Origin of the sequence: Streptomyces sp. NPDC018000 (genome assembly GCF_044328025.1) — a bacterium.
Classification (GTDB): domain Bacteria; phylum Actinomycetota; class Actinomycetes; order Streptomycetales; family Streptomycetaceae; genus Streptomyces.
On sequence record NZ_JBIRGM010000027.1, the window covers coordinates 1 to 21,382 of the forward strand.

The window sequence follows — 21,382 nt, forward strand, 5'->3', positions numbered from 1 at the left end:
GTCCGTGGCTCAGCTCAACAGTGCAGATCGTTGAGACAGTTGATGTCAGAGCAATCCAAAGAAGCGATTCCCCACCCCGCTGAAGCGGGGCGTCCTAAGAAGCCCAGGTCACTATTATCGTGATCCACCTCGGCCGCGTCGGCTGACCGTCACGGGGTCGTGGCCAACTCGGCCCAGACCGTCTTGCCCACGACCCGGTCCTTCACGCCCCACGACGTCGCCACCACCCCGACCAGATGCAGGCCGAACCCCGATTCCGCGTCGGGCCGGGGAGGTTGTGGCCGGGCGTCGCATGTCTGGTGCGGGTCGCCCGGCCCTTGCGTTCACCTCACCACCGTCAGCGGGCGACCGCCTTGGTCGCCTTGCTGATGGCGGCACCACTGCTGTGGCCCGTGCGGCGGGCGGTGACCTTGACGGTGATCTTCTTGCCGCGCTGGGCGGACTTGAGCGTCAGCGAGGACTTGGTCGCGCCGGAGATCGCCTTGCCGTTCGCGTACCACTGGTAGCCGTACGAGGTCGGGGTCGGCGTCCAGGTGCCGTGGGCGGCCTTGAGGGTGCGGCCCACCTTCGCCGTGCCGGAGATCGTCGGCTGCTTGGTGGCCTTGGGTGCGCTGCCCGTGGCGATCTTCACCGAGGCGGTCGTCGCGGAGCCGTCGGCGTGACCGGTACGGCGGGCCGTGACGGTGACCGTGACCTTCTTGCCGAGCAGCGACGCGGGGACGGTGTACGTGCCGGCCGTCGCGCCCTTGATCGCCTTGCCGTCGGCCTTCCACTGATAGGCGTACGAGGTGGCGGACGGTGTCCAACTGCCGGGCGCGGCCGTCAGCTTGGCGCCCACCTTCGCGGTTCCGGTGACCTTCGGGGCCGTGGTGGCCCTGGGCGCCGCACCCTGGGCGGCCGTGACCGCCGCCGAGGTGGCCCGGCCGTCCGGGATGCCGGTGGTGTGGGCCGTGACCGTGACGGTGAGCTTCTTGCCGAGCAGCGACGCGGGGACGGTGTACGTGGACGCGGTCGCGCCGGTCACCGCCTTGCCGTCGGCGTTCCACTGGTAGGTGTACGAGGTCGGGGCGGGTGTCCAGGTGCCGGTGGAGGCGGTGAGCCGCTCACCCACCTTCGCGGTGCCGGTGATGGCCGGGGGTGTGCTGTTCTTGAGCGGGGCCCCGGTGACGGTGAAGCTGCCGCGCTGGTACCCCCAGCCGTTGTGGGTGCTGACGCCGACGTTCCAGGTGCCGACGGCGGCCCCGGTCAGGTCGAGGACGGCCGTCAAGGTCCTCCGGTCCGCCGAGACCGCGGTGGTGGTCGAGGTGATCTGCTTGCCGTTGAGCGACAGCGTGACCTCGTCGTCCTTGTGCAGGGACGTGCCGGTCAGCTGGACCGTCACCTTGGTGCCGGTGGTCCCGGTGGTCGGGGTGATCTGCCCGATGGTCACCTGCTCCGTGCCGCAGAGGTTGGACGTGCAGACCGCCTCGGCCTCGTACGAGGTCTTGGATGCCGTCTCCGGGAGCGAGAGGACGAGGATGCTCGGGGTGGTCTCCTTGGTGTACGGCTCGTTCACGGCGCATTCGTAGCCGGTGGGGATGAAGCGCATGCAGCCGTTGTCGAGGCTCGGGTCGTACAGCGCGGGCACCGCCGTTTCGGTGGCGCCCGTCGTGTCGCTGATCTTCATGTCGAAGCGGTCGCGGTACGCGGTGGGCAGCGCGGCGCAGACGGCGGTGTGCTGCTCGTCGAGGGTGCCGGTGACCGGGCCGTATCCGTAGGCGACGCTGGGAACCTTCTCGCACTCGGCGGCCGGTCCATCGGAGCCGGCGATGCGAAGGGCGTCGAAACGGTACGAGTCGGCGGCCTTCAGCCCCGATCGGACGGTGACCAGGACCTGGTAGTGGGTGGAGCCGGTGACGGCGCACGCCTGGTTCTTGTTGCAGAGGGCGGTGCCGTCCGCGTCGTACACCACCACGTTCGCGGTGCCGAGCGAGTCACGGACATTGATGTGCAGAGTGTCCCTGGCGTCGGATGTGGTCACCTGACGGCAGCGCAGCTCGCCGGGTGAGCCCATGACGTCACCGGTGGACGGACCGCCGACCTTCGTCGCCGGGTTCGGGATGCAGCCCTTCGCGGTCGCGGTGACGTCGCGGCGGGTCAGGGTGTAGTCGGCGGCGGTGTCACGGCCGGTGACCAGCACGGTGTGGGCGACGCCCGGGGCCAGGTCGCAGGTCGTCCAACTGGAGAGGGACGAGTAGATCGAGCAGACCTGCTTGCCGTGGGGGTCCAGGACGGTGAAGGCGGCGGTGGACGTGGTGCCGGGGGCTGCCTGGAGCTGGAGGTTCTCCCGGGCACCGTGGTCGTCGGCCGGAATGCTCAGGCAGTGCGAGAAGACACCGTCGCCGGTGGAAATCCGGGCCGCCGGGCTCTTCGCGGTGAAGTCCCCTGCCGGGATGGCGGGACAGTTGCTCGCCGCGTCGGTGCGGTGCAGGGCGAGAGCGTATGGGCCGGTCGGCTCCGACGAGTCGTCGGTGGAGACCAGGGCACGGAACGGGGCCTTGCCGGTGAGTGCGCACGTACCGGCCGAGAGGTGGGTCCAGTCGCAGCGCTGTACGCCGTCGGCGTCGACGACGGTCGCTTCGGGGCGCGGCGCGGGGCCGCCGAGGGCCTTCAGCACCGCCAGCCGGGCGTCCGCCGGAAGCGGCAGGGACAGGCAGTCGATCTCACCGGCGGCGGTGAACTCGGATCGGTACAGGCCGAGTTCGACGGGCTCGCAGCCGGTGGTGGCGGAGCCGTCGAGGATGAGGGTCGGGTGGTCGGTGAAGACGGTGTAGTCACCGGCGGCGGGAAGGTTGCAGCCGTTCCAGGTGGTGCAGACGGTCTTGCCGTCCCGGTCGTACACGGCGAGCGCCGAACGGGCGCCGTCGTGGACGGCGTACACGTTGTAGCGTCCGGCGGCCGGGGCGGTGAAGGTCTTGCAGCCGCTGGCCGGGACCGCGGTCGTGGGCGCGGAGTTGTATGCGCTCAGGGGGACGTGGGTGCAGCCGGCCGGGTCGGAGATGCGGCGGACGGTGAGGGTGTACTCGGCGGGGAAGCCCCGCTCCGCGTCGGTGACCTGGGAGAGCACCCGGTACGGGCCGTCGCCGGGCAGTACGCAGCCCTCGCTGTCGTCCTCGTTGAAGTGCGGGCAGATCCGGGCGCCGGTCTCGTCGGTGATCCAGGACAGGCTCTGGCCGCTCACGGTCGTCTTGATGGTGTTGGTGATCCGCTCACCCGGCTTGCCCGTGAACGGCTGGCACTGGATGGCGTTCGCCCCGGTCGCCGAGCCGACGACGGGTGCGGTGTCCCAGGCGGTGCTGATCTCCGGTGCGCAGCCCTTGGTGGAGCCGAGGGGAACGACGGCGACGGTGGGCTTGCTCGGCTCGGGCCAGTTGTTCACCAGCCGGAGCGTGAAGGCGCCCGCACGGGGCAACTCGCACCAGCCGGCACCCCATTCGGGGTCGTAGCAGTCGATCTCCGTCTCGCCGTCGAAGACCTGGGCGTATGTGTTTCCGCTGTTGCCGCCGACGAGCACGACCTTGTGCAGGCCGGGCGCTTCGGCCGTGAGGGTGAGGCAGGCCGTCCCGTTCGCGGGGATGGTCACCGCGCCTTCCGCCGGGGCGGCTTCACCGAAGGCGGAGAGCGGCAGCGCGTCACAGTTCTCGTCGGCCGGGGCGGCTGCCGCAGATGCGTGGGCCGCCTCGGCGGCGTACGCCCGGCCGCCGCCCAAGGGGATCAGCAGCGAGAGCAGGACCGACAGTGTGAGCAGCGACGCGGTGTACGCCCCGGATCTCGCGGCCGTACCTGGATGATGGTGGCTGGGCATTCCGTTTCCCCCGGACCGGTGAAGTGAAGGCTTTCCGCCGGGACTTGGACTTCGCGAACGGTTCGCGAACGCGGCACGGCCCGGGGTGCAAGCAACATGTGTGCGACTCGTAAAGAGCGCACCCGATGATCGCACACATGACCTATCGAACGGGCTTGTATTTCTGCCGGGTGACGGGTGCGCGGAGCGGCGCACATCACCCGGGGCGAGCGAGCCGGAAAGACCCGTTCCATGCGCAGGACAACGCCCTCGCCCGGGCATGCCCGCAGCCCTCAGGTGTCCGAGGCCGCCCGCACCGATGAGGCCTCTTCCTGGGTGCGGGCGGCGGCTGCGAGGTCACCGGCCATGGTCTGGGCCTTGGCCAGGGTGTCGAGGCCCACGGCCAGCCAGGTCCGGGACCCGATCTGCCGCCACAGCCTGATGGCTGCTTCGGCGCGTCGGCGGGCCGGACCCGGCCGGTCCGCTGCGAGTTGTGCCTCGGCGAGTGCGTAGAGCGTCGCCGCCTCGCCCCACAGGTTGCCGAACTCCCGGTAGGTCCAGAGGGTGCCGGCCAGTATGCGACGCCCCTCCGCGTGAGCTCCCTGTCGCACCAGGACGTCTCCCAGCCAGCAGGTGGCATGCGCGGTGGTGAGCCGGTCGCCCAGGCTCTCGCTGATCGAGGCCGCCTGCCGGAAGCATTCGGCGGCGGCGGGGTAGGCGCCACGTGCGCGGTGGCTCTGTCCCAGGCATCTCAACGCCTGGGCCTCTCCTGGCCGGTAGCCCGCTTCTCTGCTCGCGCTCAGGCACTGCGTGAACCGCTCCATGGCCGCTTCGGCACGTCCCTGCTCAAGGTGGATGACGCCGATGCCGTTGGTGGCGTAGACGAGGCAGTTGACGTTCTCTGCCGTCAGGGCCAGTTCGGCCGCCCGTTCGAAGTGGTGCACGGCCGAGGAGTACTGGCCCAACAGGCGGTGTACGTACGCCAGTCCGGCTGTGGCGCTGGCTCGGTAGGCCGGGCCTTCGCCGTCGGCGAAGCGCAGAGCCTGCTCGAAGTGGTCCAGAGCTTCCGGATACCGGTCGAGGATGGTGGTGAGTTCGCCCAGGCAGCGGTGGAGTTGGGTGGCACTGCGCCGGCTGCCGCAGCTCAGTGCCGCTTTGAGCGCCCGGTTCTGGAGCCGTTCCCAGTCGTCGAAGTGGCTGCCGATCTGGAAGAGCGTCGTCAGCGCGGTGGCCAGCCCGGCGGCCGGCTCGATCTCCGTTCTGTCGAGCGCCTGGTCCACCACGTCGACGAGGAGCTGGCGCTCGTCGTTGAACCAGGCCAGGGGGTCCGCGAGGATCTGGGTGGTGTCCGCCGGGGAGGGCCGCCAGGACGCCAGGCCGGCCTGCGAGATGCCCTGGAAGTCGACGCTGAGGGTGTCCGCGGCCTGGTCGGCCAGGTGCAGGCTCGCGCCCAGCAGCCGTGTCAGCGCGGCCGAGCGGCCCTGCGGCGGGACCTCTCGCTCCGCCCGTTCCCGGCCCACCAGTCGCACCAGGTCGTGCAGCCGGTAGCGCACTCCGGTGGCACCGGCCGCCGCGACCTCCACCACATGCACATCCACCAGCTCGTCGAGCACGGCCTCCGCGCGGCCCAGGTCCATGTCCAGCAGCGCGGCCAGGGCCCAGACGGCGAAGTCCGGTCCGGGCAGCAGGGAGAGCAGCCGCAGGGCGTGCCGGATCACGGGGGCCATGCCCCGGTAGGTCAGCTCCAGGCTGGCCCGCACGGCGATGTGACCGACGGCCAGCTCGTCGAGCTTGCGTTGCTCGTCGGCGAGCGCACGGGCGACCCTGGCCAGCGGCCAGTGCGGTCGTGCGGCCAGTCGCGCTCCGGTGACCCATACCGCGAGGGGAAGACCGCCGCACGTTTCCACGATGGACCGGGCCGATTCGGACTCCGCGACGGTCCGGTCCGCGCCCACCATCTCGCGCAACAGAGCCAGCCCCGTTGCGGAGTCGAGGACTCTCAGGGGGAGGCGGACGCCGCCCAGGCTCGCCAGCGTGGTCCGGCTGGTGACAATGGCGGCGCAGTGTTCACCGCTGGGCAGAAGGTCGTCCACCAGAGTTGCGTCGGCCGCGTTGTCCAGCACGACGAGTGTCCTGCGCTGGGCCAGCAAGGTGCGGTAGAGATTGATTCGCCCGGTCGCGTCCGGGGGCATCGCACCGCCGTGTACGCCGAGCGCCCGCAGGAAGGCGCCCAGAACCGTGAACGGCTCGGCCGGCTCGTCACCGAAACCCCGCAGGTCCACGTAGAGCTGGCCGTCCGGAAACCGGGAGGCCAGTACATGCCCCGTGCGCACGGCGAAGGCCGTCTTGCCGACCCCGGCCGAACCGGTGACCAGGAGGGTCACCGGCCCGGCCGTCTCCTGACCGAGCAGTCGGCAGGCCTCGGCCAACTCGTCCTCCCTGCCGACGAACAAGGACGGGGCCGGTGGAAGCAGGCGGGGGCGCGGTTGCTGTGCGTTCGCTCCGGCCCGGTCCTCGTGACCGCTCCTGGTGGCGTCGTCCGGCCGGTCCGAAGCCGCCGCTTGCGGGCTCGCCGCTTGCGGGATCGCCGCTGATGCGGCCCGCTGAGGGGACGGGACGCGTGCTGGTGCGGAGGCGGTGGCGGAAAGGCGGGAGGGCACGTCGAGCACGGGGTCGGAGGTGAGCATCTGCTGGTGAAGCTGTCGCAGGGCTTGGCCGGGATCGACTCCCAGCTCCTCGGCCAGCTGCCCTCGGACGCGCTGGTAGTGGGCCAGGGCGTCGGCGGGACGGCCCTCACGGTGCAGGGCGAGCATGAACTGGCCGGCCACCCTCTCGTCCAGGGGGTGGGCGACGGCCCGTGCCGACAGATCGGCCAGGCACTCGCTGTGGCGGCCGGTACGCAGCATGGCGTCGGTCCGGTCCAGCTCCGCCGCCCATCGCTCTGTCCGCAGTTGCTCGCGCACGGTGTCCACCCACAGGGAGTCCAGGCCCGCCAGCGGTTCGCCCTGCCAAAGCCCGAGCCCCTCCTCGAACAGGCTCAGGGCGGACCGGTCGTCCGGGACCTTCCTGGCCCGCGCGATCAGGTGGCGGAAGCGGTGCAGATCCACCGTGGTCTCGTCGATGTCGAGCGCGTAGCCGCCGGACCGGCGGGCCAGCCGGATACCGTGCGGCTCCAGCTCACGACGCAAACGGGATACGTAGGTGTAGAGCGTGTCCCGGGCCCGGAGGGGTGCGCGGTCGTCCCATACGCGGTGGAGCAGCTGGTCGGCGGAGACGGGACGGTTCGCGTCGATCAGCAGAACCGCGAGAACGCACTGCTGCCGCGGGTGCCCCAGAGGCACCGGCCCATCGTCGGCCCGTGCCTGAAGAGTGGTCAGTAATCGGAACTCCACCATGCCGCGATCCCCTTTTGCGCCAGTACAGCCCAGAGAGCATCACTGTGACCTGCCCCTCAAGGTTTCTCACAAGGTTTGCCCCAGGTCGGCCGTACTTCGTTGCCGACGTGTCCAGAACCGACCCGGCCGGCCGGTCGCTTCGAGGGTCTACAGATGCGCCGCGTACGCGTCCAGTGCCCGCAGCACCTCCGCCTCCCCCGCCGGGGGCAGTTGCAGGACGACCTCCTCGATGCCCAGGTCCGCGTAGTGCGCCAGCTTCCCCGTGCTGGGGAGCACCGCGTACGGCACCACCTGGAGTTGCTTCGGGTCGCGGCCGGCCGACTCCCAGGCCTCGCGCAGCTTCGGTACGGACTCCGCCAGGCCGTGGCCGCCGATCGGGAGCCAGCCGTCCGCGTACTGCGCGATGTGGGCGAACAGCTTCGGGCCCGCCGCGCCGCCGATCAGGGTGCGGGGGCCGTTCACCGGGCCGCGGGGTTCCTGGACCGGCTTCGGGTAGGCGTGGCTGGCCCTCACCGACCCGAACTCGCCCTCGTACGCCTTCGGTTCGGCCGACCAAAGGGCGCGCATCAGGGCCATCCGGTCGCGGACGAGGTCCCGGCGCGTCGACCAGTTCACCCCGTGGTCGGCGGCTTCCTCGACGTTCCAGCCGTAGCCGAGGCCCAGTGTGAACCGGCCGCCGGAGAGGTGGTCGAGGGTGGCGATCCGCTTCGCCAGGTCGATCGGGTCGTGCTGGGCGACGAGCGTGATACCGGTGCCGAGGGTGAGGCGTTCGGTGACGGCGGCGGCCTGCGCGAGGGCGACGAAGGGGTCGAGGGTGCGGCCGTACTCGGGCGGGAGTTCGCCGCCCGCCGGGTAGGGGGTGTCCCTGCTCGCCGGGATATGGGTGTGTTCGGGCAGATAGAGCCCGGCGAAACCGCGCTGTTCGAGCTCGCGGGCGAGCCGCAGCGGCGTGATCGTCTGATCGGTGAGGAAGATCGTTGTGGCGATCCGCATACGAGGACACCTCCGTCGTGGTCCGGTGACGGCCCCAACGTATGCCGTGCGGTGCGGAATGCCGAGTGTCGCGCAGTACGGGGCCCGCTCGTGCCTCCCGGCGCTCTTTGACTCATCTCGACGTCAAGATGCTTGATGTCTACGTACCTGTCGTCCGTGCCGACGCACCCCGTCCCTGTGCGCTTCACGGCCGGGAGCGTCACAGTGGAAGGAGGAGCACCGGGCGGGCCTGCCGGAGGAGGTGTCCGGATGGATGTGACGGGTGCGGCGCCCTGTTTCGTCGTACAGATCCACCAGGCGCGGCGGATGCATTTCGACTTCCGGCTGGAGGTGGGCGGCGTCCTGAAGTCATGGGCGGTGCCGCGCGGGCCTTCGGAGAACCCGCGCGAGCGGCGGCTGGCCGTCCCCACGGAGGACCACCCGCTGGAGTACCGCACGTTCGAGGGAGTCATCACGAAGGGCGAGTACGGCGGCGGCACGGTGATCGTCTGGGATCAGGGCACCTACCGGCCGCTCAGCCACGACCGCTGGGGCGCACCCGTGCCGTTCGAGCAGTCCCTGGAGGACGGGCACGCGACCTTCTGGCTCGACGGCATCAAGCTGCACGGCGAGTTCGCCCTCACCCGCTTCAAGAAAGGCGGTGGGAGCGACGCCCCGGGCGGGGAGATATGGCTGCTGATCAAGGCCAAGGACGGGCGCGCCACCCATGACGGGCCGGAAACACCGGACCCGTACCTGGCACGTTCGGCCCGTACGGGGCGCACCCTGGCGCAGGTCGCCGCCGAGGAAGGGGGCGGGCTTTCGTGACCGCCCGCAGGACCGTGGAAGTCCTCCTCAGCCGCTACGGCACCACCTATGCCGCCGAGGCCGGCATCACTCTGCGGAACACTCCGCAGCCCCTGTACCAACTCCTGGTGCTCAGCGATCTGTTGAGCGCACGCATCCGGGCGTCCGTGGCGGTGGCGGCGGCACGCGCGCTGTTCGCCCACGGCATGCGCTCCCCGGACCGGATGATCGGGACGACATGGCAGCAGCGCGTCGACGCGCTGGGCGAGGGCGGCTACCGGCGCTACGACGAACGGACCGCCACCCAACTCGGCGACGGGGCAGAGCTCCTGCTGGTCGAGTACGGGGGCGATCTGCGTCGGCTGCGCAAGGAGGCCGACGGCGACCTGGACATTCTTCGGTCCGGGCTGCGCAGAACCCCGGGCATGGGCCCGGCCGGTGCGGACATCTTCGTACGCGAGGTGCAGGCCGTGTGGCCGGAGGCGGGACCGTTCCTTGACGGGAAGGCCCTCCAGGGCGCCGAGAAACTGGGGCTGCCCGCCTCGCCGGCGAAGCTTGTGCAACTGGCGGAGCAGGCCGAGCAGGCCGACGACCGCGGGCCCGCGGTGCTCGCGGCGGCCCTGGTGCGCGCCGCGCTGGACAAGCACGTCGTGGACGACGTCGGAGCGCGGGCCTGAGAGAGAGCCTGTCGAAGGTCATCCGACAGGCTCTGCCGAGGTGGCGGGCACGCAGGAGGACCCCGGCCCTCAGACCTCAGCCCTCAGTCCTCAGTCCTCAGTCCTCCACGATCAGCGCCGGAGTCTCCTTCGTCAGCACCTCGCCGCGGAAGAACGCCGGGCTGCGACGCTGCATCACCAGCATCAGCACCAGACCGAGCAGCAGCAGCCCGACACCGATCACGAACACCGAGCCGACCCCGAAGACCGCCGAGCCGGAGCCGTACGCCGGATCCCACATGTCGTAGAGGGTCTTGCCGAAGACCGCGGTGAGCAGGATGCCGCCGAGGACCGGGAAGAGGCCCTTGAAGACCAGATCGCGGACGGAGCGGGTCAGGTCGGCGCGGAAGTACCAGGCGCAGGCGAAGGCCGTCAGCGCGTAGTAGAAGCAGATCATGAGGCCGAGCGCGTAGATCGTGTCGACCAGGACGTGCTCACTGACCAGGGTCATGACCGCGTAGAAGATGCCGGTCGCCACGCCCGCCATGACGGTGGCCTTGCCCGGGGTTTTGAAGCGCGGGTGGACGCGGGCGTACGAGGGGGGCAGGGCCTCGTACGTGGACATCGCCAGGACCGTGCGGGCCACCGGGATGAAGGTGGTCTGCAGGCTCGCGGCGGCGGAGGCCAGGACGGCGACGAAGAGCAGGACGCCGAGGCCGGGGCCCATGATCGGACCGGCGAGTGCGGCGAAGACGTTGTCGGAGGTTTCCGGGTTGGCGAGGCCGAGGCCCGATTCGCCGGAGCCGACGGCCATCTGGGCGGCGACACCGGTCGCCAGGTAGGAGCCGACAAGCACGACCATCGCGATGAGCGCGGCGCGCCCGGGGGTCTTCTCGCTGCCGACGGTCTCCTCGTTGGCGGTCAGACAGGCGTCCCATCCCCAGAACATGAAGATCGACAGCGACAGGCCGGCCGTGAACGTCGCGAACGAATCGACCTCGAACGGGTTCAGCCAGGACCAGGAGAAGTCCAGCGACGAGGCGAACTCCCCGCTGTTCGCCTTCTGCACGGCCATCGCCACGAACAGCGCGAGGACGACGAGTTGAAGCCCCACCAAGGCGTACTGGACGCCCTTGGTGGCCGTCATCCCCCGGTAGCTGATCGCCGTGGCGATCGCGATGAGGCTCAGACAGGTCAGGATGTGGACGGCCTTGTTGTCGTCCAGTGCGGCGATCGAATCGCTGCCGGTGACCTCGCCCGCGAGGAGCCAGAAGTAGGAGGTGGCGACGCCCGCCAGGTTCGACAGGACGATGATCGTCGCGATGACCAGGCCCCAGCCGCACATCCAGCCGACGCGCGGGCCGAATGCCTTCACCGTCCAGGTGAAGGACGTGCCGCAGTCCGGCATGGCCTTGTTGAGTTCGCGGTACGCGAATGCGACGAGCAGCATCGGCAGGAAGCCGGCCAGGAAGACGGCGGGCATCTGCAGGCCGACCTCACCCGCGGTGGACCCGAGGGTGGAGGTGAGGCAGTAGACGGGGGCGACGGTGGAGATGCCGATGACGGCACTGCCCATCAGGCCGACGGAGTTCCCGCCGAGGCCCTTGCCGCGTACACCGCCGTCGGCCGGGTCGGCACCCCTTACCGTGTCTCCGGCCCGCGGCCGCGCGTCCAGCTGTGTCATGAAAAGGACGTTAAGCGATGCGATTTCCATATCCGGAGGCTGAGACTCCGGCGCTTCAACCTTGAATTTCATGAGACAGGTCGGAGACGCGAGAGTTAATCGAAGGCGATCAGCGAGAGGCGCCTACCAATGAGAGGCCGATACCCGATCGCAGCAATGTACGGGAATCGCAGCACTGTCCGTTTTGTGGGGATTCAAAATTTTCCCATGAGTGTCCGCTGAGCGGACACTCATGGGGTCTCACCGGTACGGACCGACCGGAAAATGGGGGTCGGTCTCAGCCCGGCCAGACGATCGCCTGGAGTTCGCTGTACGCGTGCAGCGCGTACGAGCCGACATCGCGCCCGACGCCACTCTTCTTGAACCCGCCGAACGGGGCCTCCATGTTCCGCCCGATGGTGTTCACGCCGATTCCGCCGGCGCGCAGCTGCCGGGCCACCCGGAAGGCGCGTGCCACGTCCGAGGACCAGACGTAATCGATCAGTCCGTAGTCGCTGTCGTTGGCGAGTGCGATGCCCTCGTCCTCGTCGTCGAAGGGGACGACCACGACGACCGGGCCGAAGACCTCCTCCCGGACGACGCGCATGTCGTTGGTGCAGTCGACGAGGAGGGTGGGCGCGACGTAGAAGCCCCGGTCGAGTCCGGCCGGGCGTTCACCGCCCGTGACGACCCTCGCGCCCTCCTTCCGGCCGAGTTCGATGTACGACTCGATGCGGTCGCGGTGTGCGGCGGAGATGACCGGGCCGACGACCGTGCCCCGGTCCGTCGGGTCGCCCACCTTCAGGTAACCCGCGTACGCGGTGAGTTTCTCGATCAGGGCGTCGTGGGCTGCGCGCTGGACAAGGACGCGGGTCGGGGCCGTACAGATCTGGCCGCTGTAGAAGGAGAACGTGGTGCCGATGCCCGCCGCCGCGGAGTCGAGGTCCGCGTCGTCGAGGACGACGGCCGCCCCCTTCCCGCCCAGCTCCATCAGCTGCCGCTTCATTCCGCGCCCGCACACCTCGGCGATGCGCTGCCCGACGGCCGTGGAGCCGGTGAAGCTGACCATGTCGACGTCGTCGCAGTCCACGGCGGCCTCGCCCGCCTCGGGGCCGGACCCGGTGACGACGTTGACGACGCCCGCCGGAACGCCCGCCTCTTCGAGCGCCTCGGCCATCCGGTACACGGAGAGCGGGTCCTGCGGTGCGGGTTTCACGACGACCGTGTTGCCCATGGCGAGTGCGGGGGCGACCTTGCCGGCCGGGTTGGCCCAGGGGTTGTTGTACGAGGTGATGCAGGTGACGACGCCGACCGGCTGGCGTACGGCGAGCGCCCCGAAGACACCGGCCCGCCCCATCGGACCGGCCTCGTTGATCTGCGGTGCGATCGCCTCCTCGACCGGTTCCAGGGCGCCCCTGGCGTACCGGCGGAAGCGGGCCGCGCCGACGGCGACCTGCATGCCCCTGGCCGTTCCCGTGGTGGCACCGCTCTCCGCCTGGGCGAGAGCGGCGTTGCCGACGAGGTCGCGCTGCATCAGGTCGGCGGCCCGGTCGAGGATCGCCGCCCGCTCCTCGGGGCGGGTGCGGGACCAGGTGGCGAAGGCCTCGCGGGCCGCTGCCGCTGCCGCGTACACCTGCTCGCGGCTGGCCTCGGGTGCGAGGCCGACGACCTCCTCGGTGGCCGGGTTGATCACCTCGTAGTGGCCGTGATCGGGTGCGGTCCACTCGCCGCCGATGAAGAGGCGCTGGTTCGTGTCGCTCATACGGTGCTCACCGTCCTGGTGTCGCGGCCGGAGCGGAGCACCGTACCGGGGACCGCGCCGGTCACCTTGTCGTCCCGCAGCGTCTCCACGCCGTTGACGCGGACCGACACGATGCCGATGGCCTTGGAGTCGAGGCGCGGGCTGTCGCCGGGCAGATCGTGTACGAGGGTGGCGGGCCCGGCGTCGATGCGTTCGGGGTCGAAGAGGACGAGGTCGGCGTGGAAGCCCTCCTCGATGCGGCCGCGGTCGCGGAGCCCGAAGAGCCGTGCCGGATCGTCGGTGAGCATCCTGACGGCCTGTTCCAGGGGGAGGAGTTTGCGTCGGCGCAGGCAGTCGCCGAGGAAGCGGGTGGTGTACGGGGCGCCGCACATCCGGTCCAGGTGCGCGCCCGCGTCGGAGCCTCCGAGCATGACGTCCTCGTGCTCCCAGGTCTGCCGTCGCAGCGCCCAGGAGTCGGGGTCGTTGTCGGTGGGCATGGGCCACAGCACCGTACGCAACTCGTCCTCGGCGCAGATCTCGACGAGGCAGTGGAAGGGGTCCTGCCCGCGTTCGGCGGCTATGTCGCCCACGACGCGGCCGCTCAGCCCTTCATTGGCCGCGCTGTACGTGTCACCGATGACGTACCGGCCGAAGTCGGCGAGGCGGCGGAAGACGCCGGCCTCCTTGCTGTCGGCGCGGCGGAGCATTTCGGCGCGGGTGCCCGCGTCGCGGAGCCGTTCGATGCGTTCGGGGACGGGGAGGGCGAGGATGTCGCCCCAGCCGGGGATGAGGTTGAGGGCGCAGAAGGTGCCGAGCGACATGTTCATGGGGGTGAGGATCGGCATGGTGAGTGCGACGATCCGGCCGCCCGCCCGGCGGGCCCGTTCGCTGGGGACGAGCTGGCGGGGCACGCGTTCGGGGACGGCGGCATCGATGGTGAGGACGTTCCAGTTCAGCGGGCGTCCCGCGGTGGCGGTCATGTCGACCAGGAGCTCGATCTCCTCGTCGGAGAACTGGTCGAGGCAGCCCGCGACGATCGCTTCGAGCTGGGTGCCTTCGTGTTCGCCGACGGCGCGGGAGAGTGCGAGGAGCTCCTCGGGGAGCGCGTGCCGGGAGGCGACCGGCTGTCCGTCGCCGTCGGAGTGGGTGGCGGACTGGGTGGTGGACAGCCCCCAGGCTCCGGCGTCCATCGCGTCGTGGAAGAGCGCGAGCATGGCGTCGAGCTGGGCGGGGGTGGGCTGTCCGCCGATCGCGTCGGCGCCCATGACATGTCTGCGCAGGGCGCAGTGGCCGACCATGAACCCGGCGTTGACGGCGATCCGCCCTTCCAGGGCGTCGAGGTATTCGCGGAAGCTGGACCAGGTCCAGTCGACGCCCTCCTCCAGGGCTTTGAGGGCCATGCCCTCCACCCGCGACATCATGCGGCGGGTGTAGTCGGCGTCCTCGGGGCGTTCCGGGTGGAGCGGGGCGAGGGTGAATCCGCAGTTGCCTCCGGCGACGGTGGTGACGCCGTGGTTCATGGACGGTGTGGCGTACGGGTCCCAGAAGAGCTGGGCGTCGTAGTGGGTGTGCGGGTCGACGAAGCCGGGGGCGAGGACGAGGCCGGTGGCGTCCTCGGTGGTGACGGCCTCCTCGGTCGGCGTGCCCGGTTCGGCGATGACCGCGATGCGGCCGTCTCGGATGCCGACGTCGGCAGGGTACGAGGGTCCGCCGGTGCCGTCCACGACGGTCGCTCCGCGGATGAGGTGGTCGAGCATGACGGTGTTCCCTTCCGTGTTTCCTGAGGGCTGTCCCGTAATCCCTGGTGGGCGCGGGTACGTGGGTGTGCAGCCGGGGTGCGCACGGCCGCGGTACGCACCCCGGCTCCACGGAGCGGCGGTCCGGGAAGACGCCGCTGTCGTGACCGGGGGCCGCGCCCCCGGGTCCGCGCTCCTCAGTTGCCGGAGGGGCTTGAATGCGCCGCCCCCCGGAACCGCGAGGTCCGGTGCACCGGGTCCGTGTCGATCTTCGGGATCACGTGCTCACCGATCAGCCTGATCGAGTTCAGCGTGTCCTCACGGCTGATCCCGATCGGCATCCCGAAGCTCAGCTGATCCGCGCCCGCCTGCTCCCACCGCTTGCACTGCCGCAGCACCTCGTCCGGATCACCGCAGATCATCAGCTCCTCGGCGATCAGGAGCTCGATGATCTCCTCGGAGTACTCCGGCAGCAGCTCGGGCCACTCCGGGATGCCCTCGGGGCGTGGGAATGTGTCGTGGTAGCGGAACAGCAGCGACTGCAGATAGTTCAGCCCGCCGCCCACCGCGATCTCGACGGCCTTCGCGTGCGTCTCGGCGCAGATGGCCGTGGAGGTCACCATGACGTTGTCGTTGACGAAGTCCCCGACGGGTTCGGCCTCCTTGACGGCCGTCTTGTAGGACTCGACGACCCACTCCATGTCGGAGACCTTCTGCACGCTGAAGCCCAGCACACCGAGCCCCTTCTTCCCCGCCATCGCGTACGAGGACGGCGATCCGGCCGCGTACCACATCGCCGGGTGCGACTTCCCGTACGGCTTGGGCAGGACCTTGCGCGGCGGCAGCGACCAGTGCTTTCCCTGGAAGCCGACGTACTCGTCCTGGAGCCACATCTTCGGGAACTCGGCGATGGTCTCTTCCCAGAGCTCCTTGGTGTGGTTCATGTCGGTGATGCCCGGCATGAAGCCCAGGATCTCGTGGCTGCCGGCCCCGCGCCCGGAGCCGAACTCGAACCGGCCCTCCGACAGATGGTCGAGCATGGCGACCTTCTCGGCCACCTTCACCGGGTGATTGACGGGGGCGAGCGGGTTGAAGATGCCGGACCCGAGGTGGATGCGGTCGGTGGCGTGTGCGAGGTAGCCCAGGTACACATCGTTGGCCGAGATATGCGAGTACTCCTCCAGGAAGTGGTGCTCGGAGGCCCAGGCGTACTTGAAGCCGGACTTGTCCGCCTGGATGACGTACTCGGTCTCCTCGATCAGCGCCTTGTGCTCTGCCCCGGGGTCGGCCTTGGCCCGCGCGGCGGGCACGTACCCCTGTACAAAGAGCCCGAATTCCAAGGTGTTCACCGTCCTCATTCATTTCTGACGCACCGTCAGATTTCGATGCGTCCGACTGTTCCACCGGCACTCGCGCCCGTCAACACCTGACGCGTCGTCAGCTCACTCAGAACAGGCTGACACCCGCCAGCCACCCCCCGTCGATGACGAACGGCTGCCCGGTGATGTACGAGGAGTCGTCCGAGGTCAGGAAGAGCGCCAGCGCCGCCACCTCCTCCGGCCGCCCGATCCGCCCCAGCGGTACGAGCTTCTTGTACAGCTCGGCCACCGCCGCCTTGGACTCCTCCGGGTCCGCAGTCGGATCCAGCGCGGCCGGGTTGGTCATCGCGGTGTCCACAGCCCCGGGGCAGACGGCGTTGACCCGTATCCCCTTCGCGGCCAGCTCCATCGCCGCCACCCTGGTCAGCCCGAGCACCGCATGCTTGGTGGCGGCGTACGCGCCCACGAACGCCATGCCCGTGAGCCCCGTGTACGAGGCGGTGTTCACGATGGTCCCACCGCCCGCGGCCTCGATCTCGGGCGCGACGTTCTTGATCCCGAGGAACGCACCCACCTGGTTGACCTGCACCACCTGCTGGAACTCCTCCAGCGGGGTGCTCACCAGCTCGTTGAACCGGAGGATCCCCGCGTTGTTGACCAGCCCGTCGATCCTTCCGAAGGCTTCCTTCGCGGCGGCGACGGCGGCCTGCCACTCCTCCTCCCGGCTCACATCCAGATGAACGAACCGGGCGACGTCCTGCCCCAGCTCCTTGGCCAGCGCCTCGCCCTGCTCGTCGAGTACATCGGCGATCACCACCCGCGCGCCCTCCGCGACGAAGAGCCGCGCCTCCTGCTCGCCCTGTCCGCGCGCCGCACCGCTGATCAGCACGACCCGCCCGTCCAGCTTGCCCATGACCTGACTCCTACCTGTCGAGATGGGGTGCGACCTCGGCGGCGAACGCCGCCATCTGGTCGGTCAGTTCGCTACGGCTCCGGCTGCGGAACCGCACCTGGATCTGGTGGACGCCCATGGCCCCGTACTCGCGCAGCGACTCGGCGACGGCCTCCGGCTTTCCGGTGAGGGTGCGCCGCCCGACGGACCACCCCGGCTCACCGATGTACAGCGGCTCGGTGATCGCACCGATGACGATCGGTTCCTCGACGCCCGCCGCCTCGCGCAGCTCCTTCAGCCGGGCGATCTGCGCGGGCAGCTTCCCTCGCGGATCACCCTGCGGCAGCCAGCCGTCCCCCCGCACCGCGGCCCGGCGCACAGCGGCGGGCGAGGAGCCCCCAACCCAGACCGGCACCCTTTCCTGGGCCGGGCGCGGCAGCTGCGCGAGCCCGGCGAAGGAGAACCGCTCCCCCTCGAACTCCGGGTACTCCTCGGAGCCGAGCGCCGCCTTCAGTGCGTCGATGGTCTCGTCGAGGACCCCGCCCCGCCCCTCGAAGTCCGCCCCGAGCACCTGGAATTCCTCCGGTACGTGCCCGGCCCCGACCCCGAGGACCAGCCGGCCGCCGCAGAGGTGGTCGAGGGTGGCGTACTGCTTGGCGGTGGCCAGCGGGTGCCGCAGGCCGACGACGGCGACATGGCTCATCAGCAGGACGCGCTCGGTGACCCCGGCGAGAAAGGCGAGGGTGGCGACCGGGTCGTACCAGACGGTGCCCATGGCCCCGGCGAGCCGCCGCGGGATCGCGACATGGTCGCAGCTCGCGACATAGGCGAAGCCGGTGCGGTCGGCGGTGCGGGCGACCTCGGCGAGGTCGGCGGGGGTGGCCGCGGCCTCCCACCCCTCCGCGTAAATGGTGCTCTGCGACTGGATCGGGAGCTGCATCCCGTACGACAGCGGCCCGGTGGTGAGTATCGGCACCGAGGTGCCTCCTAGTCTCGAAAGCGAATCTGACGCATCGTCACATCAGCTAGCGAGGCCATCGTCATACCTGACACGCCATCAGACAAGAGGAAGCGGCACCCCCTCCGGGAAGCTGTCCCCCGGGCAAACCCTTGCCGGTCGCGGCACCAGGTCCATTTCGACGCGTCGTTTTCACCTGAAGGGTGGATACGCAGGTCCCGCGCCGCTGGGCAGGCTTCCCGCGCTTGGAGCACCACGGCCGAGCAGCGTTCGAACTCGCAAGACAGACAAGGAGCATGCCTTGAAGCGCATGGGACTTCTATCCGCCCGCACGGTGATCGCCGCCACCGCTTCCGTCCTGTTGGCGGCCGGTGCCGCGCAGGCCGCACCGGCGAAGTACGCGCGGCACGCGGATGCCGCCGCAGAGTTGAAGAAGGCGGGCATCACCTGGACATCCAGCGGCAATTGCTCCGACTGGAACAAGAAGTCGTGCACGTCATTCACCCGGATCAACAAGGCGACCATCGCGGGCACGATCGACTTCAAGAAGGTCAGCGGCTGCAAGGTGATCGTCACCGGCGGCACCGAGGTGGGCCACAGCTCCGGCACGTACAGCCATCGCAACGGGTACAAGACGGATATCTCCACCACCGTCTCGTGTGTCAACGACTACATCACGCGCAAGTTCGCCAAGGCGGGCAAGCGTGGCGACGGGGCCGCTCTGTACAAGTCCCCCGCCGGCAACGTCTACGCACGGGAAGGCAACCACTGGGACATCACGCACTACAACAGCAAGGCGTAGCGGACGCTGCCGCTTCCGACGCGGGCTCCTGCATCGGAAGCGGCACGGCATGTAAAGGAAGCAGCCGCCTCCTTCACAGGCGGCCGTGACGCCGGATCCCCTCCCTTCCGCACCCCGACCGGCGGACGGGAGGGGCCTCAGCCAGGCGTGCCGGTCAGCAGTTCGGGATCACGGTCCCGTTGTTGTCCCGGGCCTCATCGTTGCCCCAGCGGGACAAGTAGTACGCCGAGACATACGCGCCGCGCCCGTTCTTGCCCGCGTACACCGTGTCCAGGTCCGTCTTCAGCCACCAGTGGTTGTAGCTGGAGCCGGAGCCGACCTGGGCGCCCCACACCTTGCAGTAGACGTAGTTCGTGCCGGCCTTGAGAATGCCCTGCGCGTCGCCCGTCCCGGCCGTCGCGTAGCCCGTGGCATCGGAGAAGGTGTCGACCCAGTACTTGCTGCCACCGCCACCGCTGCAGCCGTTGTCGCTGGTCAGGTACTTGCTGTGGTACGAGCCGGGGTACGGGGCGAGCGACTGGCCGTTGATCGCGATGGTCTGACCGACGCCGTTGTACAACTGCTCGTAGTGAATGTGGGCGCCGCTGCTGTTACCGGTCGAGCCGGTGACACCGATCTGCTGGCCCTGGGAGACGGAAGCGCCGTTGGCGACGGAGTACGAGGCGAGGTGGAAGTAGTAGGTCTTCCAGCCGCCGCCGTGGTCGATGGCGATGTAGTTGCCCGCACCGCTGGGCTGGGAGTACCGGTAGGCGGTCCCGCTGGACGAGGCGAGGACGGGGGTACCCGCCGTGGCGCCGCCGTCGGTGCGGATGAAGTCGAGGGCCTGTCTTACTTCCGCCGAGTGGTGACCGTAGGTCCAGGTCTGGCCGCAGGGGAACGGCGCCTTGAAGATCGGTGCCGCGGCGGCGGGGGTCGCGGTCAGCAGTCCTGCGACGAGGGCCAACAGGCCCAGTAGGGCAATGCGTATCGAGCGCATGCGTGATCAACCTCCGAGTCGAATGAGTGGAGTGCCGGGGTACAAGGGGACAGCAATACGGGTTGAACGGACTTAAGAGTGCACGAAGTTCAGCTGCCCCACTAGACCCAAAAGCCCCGAGAAAACCGAGCAGACCGCTCCGGAGAAGTGCGGCCGGCGTGCACCGGTGCGGTCGCACCGGATGGGAAGTCGGGAGGGCTGTGGAACTCGACGGAGACGGCATGAAGCTGCCGCAGCAGAAGACCTTCATCTGCTGCGGCAGCGGCCGCGGGAGCTGTCCCGAAACCTAAGCGGGTTTCCGTCCAGTCCCCTTGGAGCTGGTCATCTCACGCAGTGCTGGCGGGGAGGCAGACCGCATACGACTGGACGGTCTGCGGGGTGATACCGCTGTTGTACGCGGAGACGTGCCAGGTGTTGGTCACGGTGTCCGGAGCACTCTGGGTCCAGTGGATGTCCTCGTTCTGCAGCTGGTTCACGGCACCTCCGCCGGTCACAATGGTCCCGGCCGGGCACACAGCCGTGATGTCCTGGACGCTGCCCCCAGCGGGCACGAGCTGGACGGCGCTGGTGGCAGTCTGGGCCGGGCCAACCACTCCGGCCGGACCGGTGGCACCCGTCGCGCCGGTGGCACCCGTCGGGCCAGTAGGACCGGTGGCACCGTCGGCACCGTTGGTACCGTTGGCACCGGCCGCACCCGTCGGACCAACCGGACCCGTCGGGCCAGTCGCACCATCAGCACCGTTGGTACCGGCCGCACCCGTCGCGCCGGTGGCGCCCGTCGGGCCAACCGGACCGGTCGCACCGGTCGCGCCATCGGCACCGTTGGTACCGGCCGCACCCGTCGGACCAACCGGACCCGTCGCACCAGTCGCACCATCAGCACCGTTAGTACCGGGCGCACCCGTCGCGCCGGTGGCACCCGTGGCACCAGTGGCGCCCGTCGGACCAACCGGACCGGTCGCACCAGTCGCGCCATCAGCACCGTTGGTACCAGCCGCACCCGTCGGACCAACCGGACCCGTCGCACCAGTCGCACCATCAGCACCGTTGGTACCAGCCGCACCCGTCGCGCCGGTGGCACCCGTCGGGCCAACCGGACCGGTAGCACCATCGGCACCGTTAGTACCAGCTGCACCCGTCGGACCAACCGGACCCGTCGCACCCGTCGCACCATCAGCACCGTTAGTACCGGGCGCACCCGTCGCGCCGGTGGCGCCCGTGGCACCAGTGGCACCCGTCGGACCAACCGGACCGGTCGCACCTGGGGCACCGTTGGCGCCGGACGCGCCAGTGGCGCCGGTGGCGCCCTGCTGACCCGTCGCGCCCGTCGGACCGGCAGGCCCGGTCGGACCGTGGGCACCAACAGCACCGGACGCACCCGTGGCACCGGTGGCGCCCTGCTGACCCGTCGCACCCGTCGGACCGGCAGGCCCGGTCGGACCGGTGGCGCCATTAGCGCCGGACGCGCCGGTGGCACCCGTGGCACCGGTGGCACCGGTGGCGCCCTGCTGACCCGTCGCGCCCGTCGGGCCGGCAGGCCCAGTAGCACCCGTGGCACCGTTGGCACCGGACGCACCCGTGGCACCCGTCGCGCCCTGCTGACCCGTCGCACCCGTCGGACCGGCAGGCCCAGTAGCACCCG

At 69.9% G+C, this 21,382-nt stretch carries 14 protein-coding genes; 3 read left to right on the forward strand and 11 right to left on the reverse strand.

Going from position 1 to position 21,382, the window contains the following annotated elements; all coding sequences use genetic code 11:
• Positions 1-337 precede the first annotated feature (337 nt).
• From ACH4EW_RS29360 to ACH4EW_RS29370, 3 genes are all read right to left on the reverse strand, one after another.
• On the reverse strand, positions 338-3,844 hold the full coding sequence (locus ACH4EW_RS29360; RefSeq protein ID WP_398262059.1) for a hypothetical protein: 3,507 nt from the start codon (positions 3,842-3,844) through the stop codon (positions 338-340).
• A gap of 272 nt (positions 3,845-4,116) precedes the next feature.
• On the reverse strand, positions 4,117-7,164 hold the full coding sequence (locus tag ACH4EW_RS29365) for an AfsR/SARP family transcriptional regulator (protein WP_398262061.1): 3,048 nt from the start codon (positions 7,162-7,164) through the stop codon (positions 4,117-4,119).
• 201 nt (positions 7,165-7,365) lie between these two features.
• A complete protein-coding gene (locus ACH4EW_RS29370) occupies positions 7,366-8,211 on the reverse strand; it encodes an LLM class F420-dependent oxidoreductase (RefSeq protein WP_398262063.1) in 846 nt (281 codons plus the stop codon).
• 249 nt (positions 8,212-8,460) lie between these two features.
• On the opposite strand from ACH4EW_RS29370, the gene ACH4EW_RS29375 reads away from it, so the two are divergent.
• Positions 8,461-9,018, forward strand: a complete 558-nt coding sequence (locus ACH4EW_RS29375) for a DNA polymerase ligase N-terminal domain-containing protein (protein WP_398262065.1) — start codon at positions 8,461-8,463, stop codon at positions 9,016-9,018.
• Positions 9,015-9,674, forward strand: coding sequence for an endonuclease (locus ACH4EW_RS29380; RefSeq protein ID WP_398262067.1), 660 nt, complete (start codon positions 9,015-9,017; stop codon positions 9,672-9,674). Before ACH4EW_RS29375 ends, ACH4EW_RS29380 begins: the two co-directional genes overlap by 4 nt.
• A 97-nt stretch (positions 9,675-9,771) precedes the next feature.
• On the opposite strand, the gene ACH4EW_RS29385 is transcribed toward ACH4EW_RS29380, so the two are convergent.
• The 6 genes from ACH4EW_RS29385 to ACH4EW_RS29410 all read right to left on the reverse strand — a co-directional run bounded on the left by ACH4EW_RS29385 (position 9,772) and on the right by ACH4EW_RS29410 (position 17,944).
• Positions 9,772-11,337, reverse strand: coding sequence for an APC family permease (locus ACH4EW_RS29385; protein WP_398262069.1), 1,566 nt, complete (start codon positions 11,335-11,337; stop codon positions 9,772-9,774).
• Between the two features lie 277 nt (positions 11,338-11,614).
• Complete coding sequence (locus ACH4EW_RS29390; protein ID WP_398262071.1) at positions 11,615-13,078, reverse strand: aldehyde dehydrogenase family protein; 1,464 nt, start codon at positions 13,076-13,078, stop codon at positions 11,615-11,617.
• Positions 13,075-14,814 carry an amidohydrolase family protein gene (locus ACH4EW_RS29395; protein ID WP_398262073.1) on the reverse strand — a complete coding sequence of 580 codons (1,740 nt, stop codon included), beginning with the start codon at positions 14,812-14,814 and terminating at the stop codon, positions 13,075-13,077. Before ACH4EW_RS29395 ends, ACH4EW_RS29390 begins: the two co-directional genes overlap by 4 nt.
• Positions 14,815-14,990: 176 nt before the next feature.
• Positions 14,991-16,133, reverse strand: a complete 1,143-nt coding sequence (locus ACH4EW_RS29400) for an LLM class flavin-dependent oxidoreductase (protein ID WP_398262131.1) — start codon at positions 16,131-16,133, stop codon at positions 14,991-14,993.
• 106 nt (positions 16,134-16,239) lie between these two features.
• Complete coding sequence (locus ACH4EW_RS29405; protein WP_398262075.1) at positions 16,240-17,025, reverse strand: SDR family NAD(P)-dependent oxidoreductase; 786 nt, start codon at positions 17,023-17,025, stop codon at positions 16,240-16,242.
• Positions 17,026-17,035: 10 nt separating this feature from the next.
• A complete protein-coding gene (locus tag ACH4EW_RS29410; RefSeq protein ID WP_398262133.1) occupies positions 17,036-17,944 on the reverse strand; it encodes a TIGR03619 family F420-dependent LLM class oxidoreductase in 909 nt (302 codons plus the stop codon).
• 328 nt (positions 17,945-18,272) lie between these two features.
• Between ACH4EW_RS29410 and ACH4EW_RS29415 the strand changes: the two genes are divergently transcribed.
• On the forward strand, positions 18,273-18,764 hold the full coding sequence (locus ACH4EW_RS29415; protein WP_398262077.1) for a hypothetical protein: 492 nt from the start codon (positions 18,273-18,275) through the stop codon (positions 18,762-18,764).
• A 154-nt stretch (positions 18,765-18,918) separates the two neighbouring features.
• Here the strand turns inward: ACH4EW_RS29415 and ACH4EW_RS29420 are convergent, their stop codons facing one another.
• The gene (locus tag ACH4EW_RS29420; protein WP_398262079.1) at positions 18,919-19,740 is read right to left on the reverse strand and encodes a M23 family metallopeptidase; all 822 of its coding nucleotides are present in this window, start codon (positions 19,738-19,740) and stop codon (positions 18,919-18,921) included.
• A 326-nt stretch (positions 19,741-20,066) separates the two neighbouring features.
• Positions 20,067-20,216, reverse strand: a complete 150-nt coding sequence (locus tag ACH4EW_RS29425; RefSeq protein WP_398262145.1) for a hypothetical protein — start codon at positions 20,214-20,216, stop codon at positions 20,067-20,069.
• Positions 20,217-21,382: the final 1,166 nt, after the last annotated feature.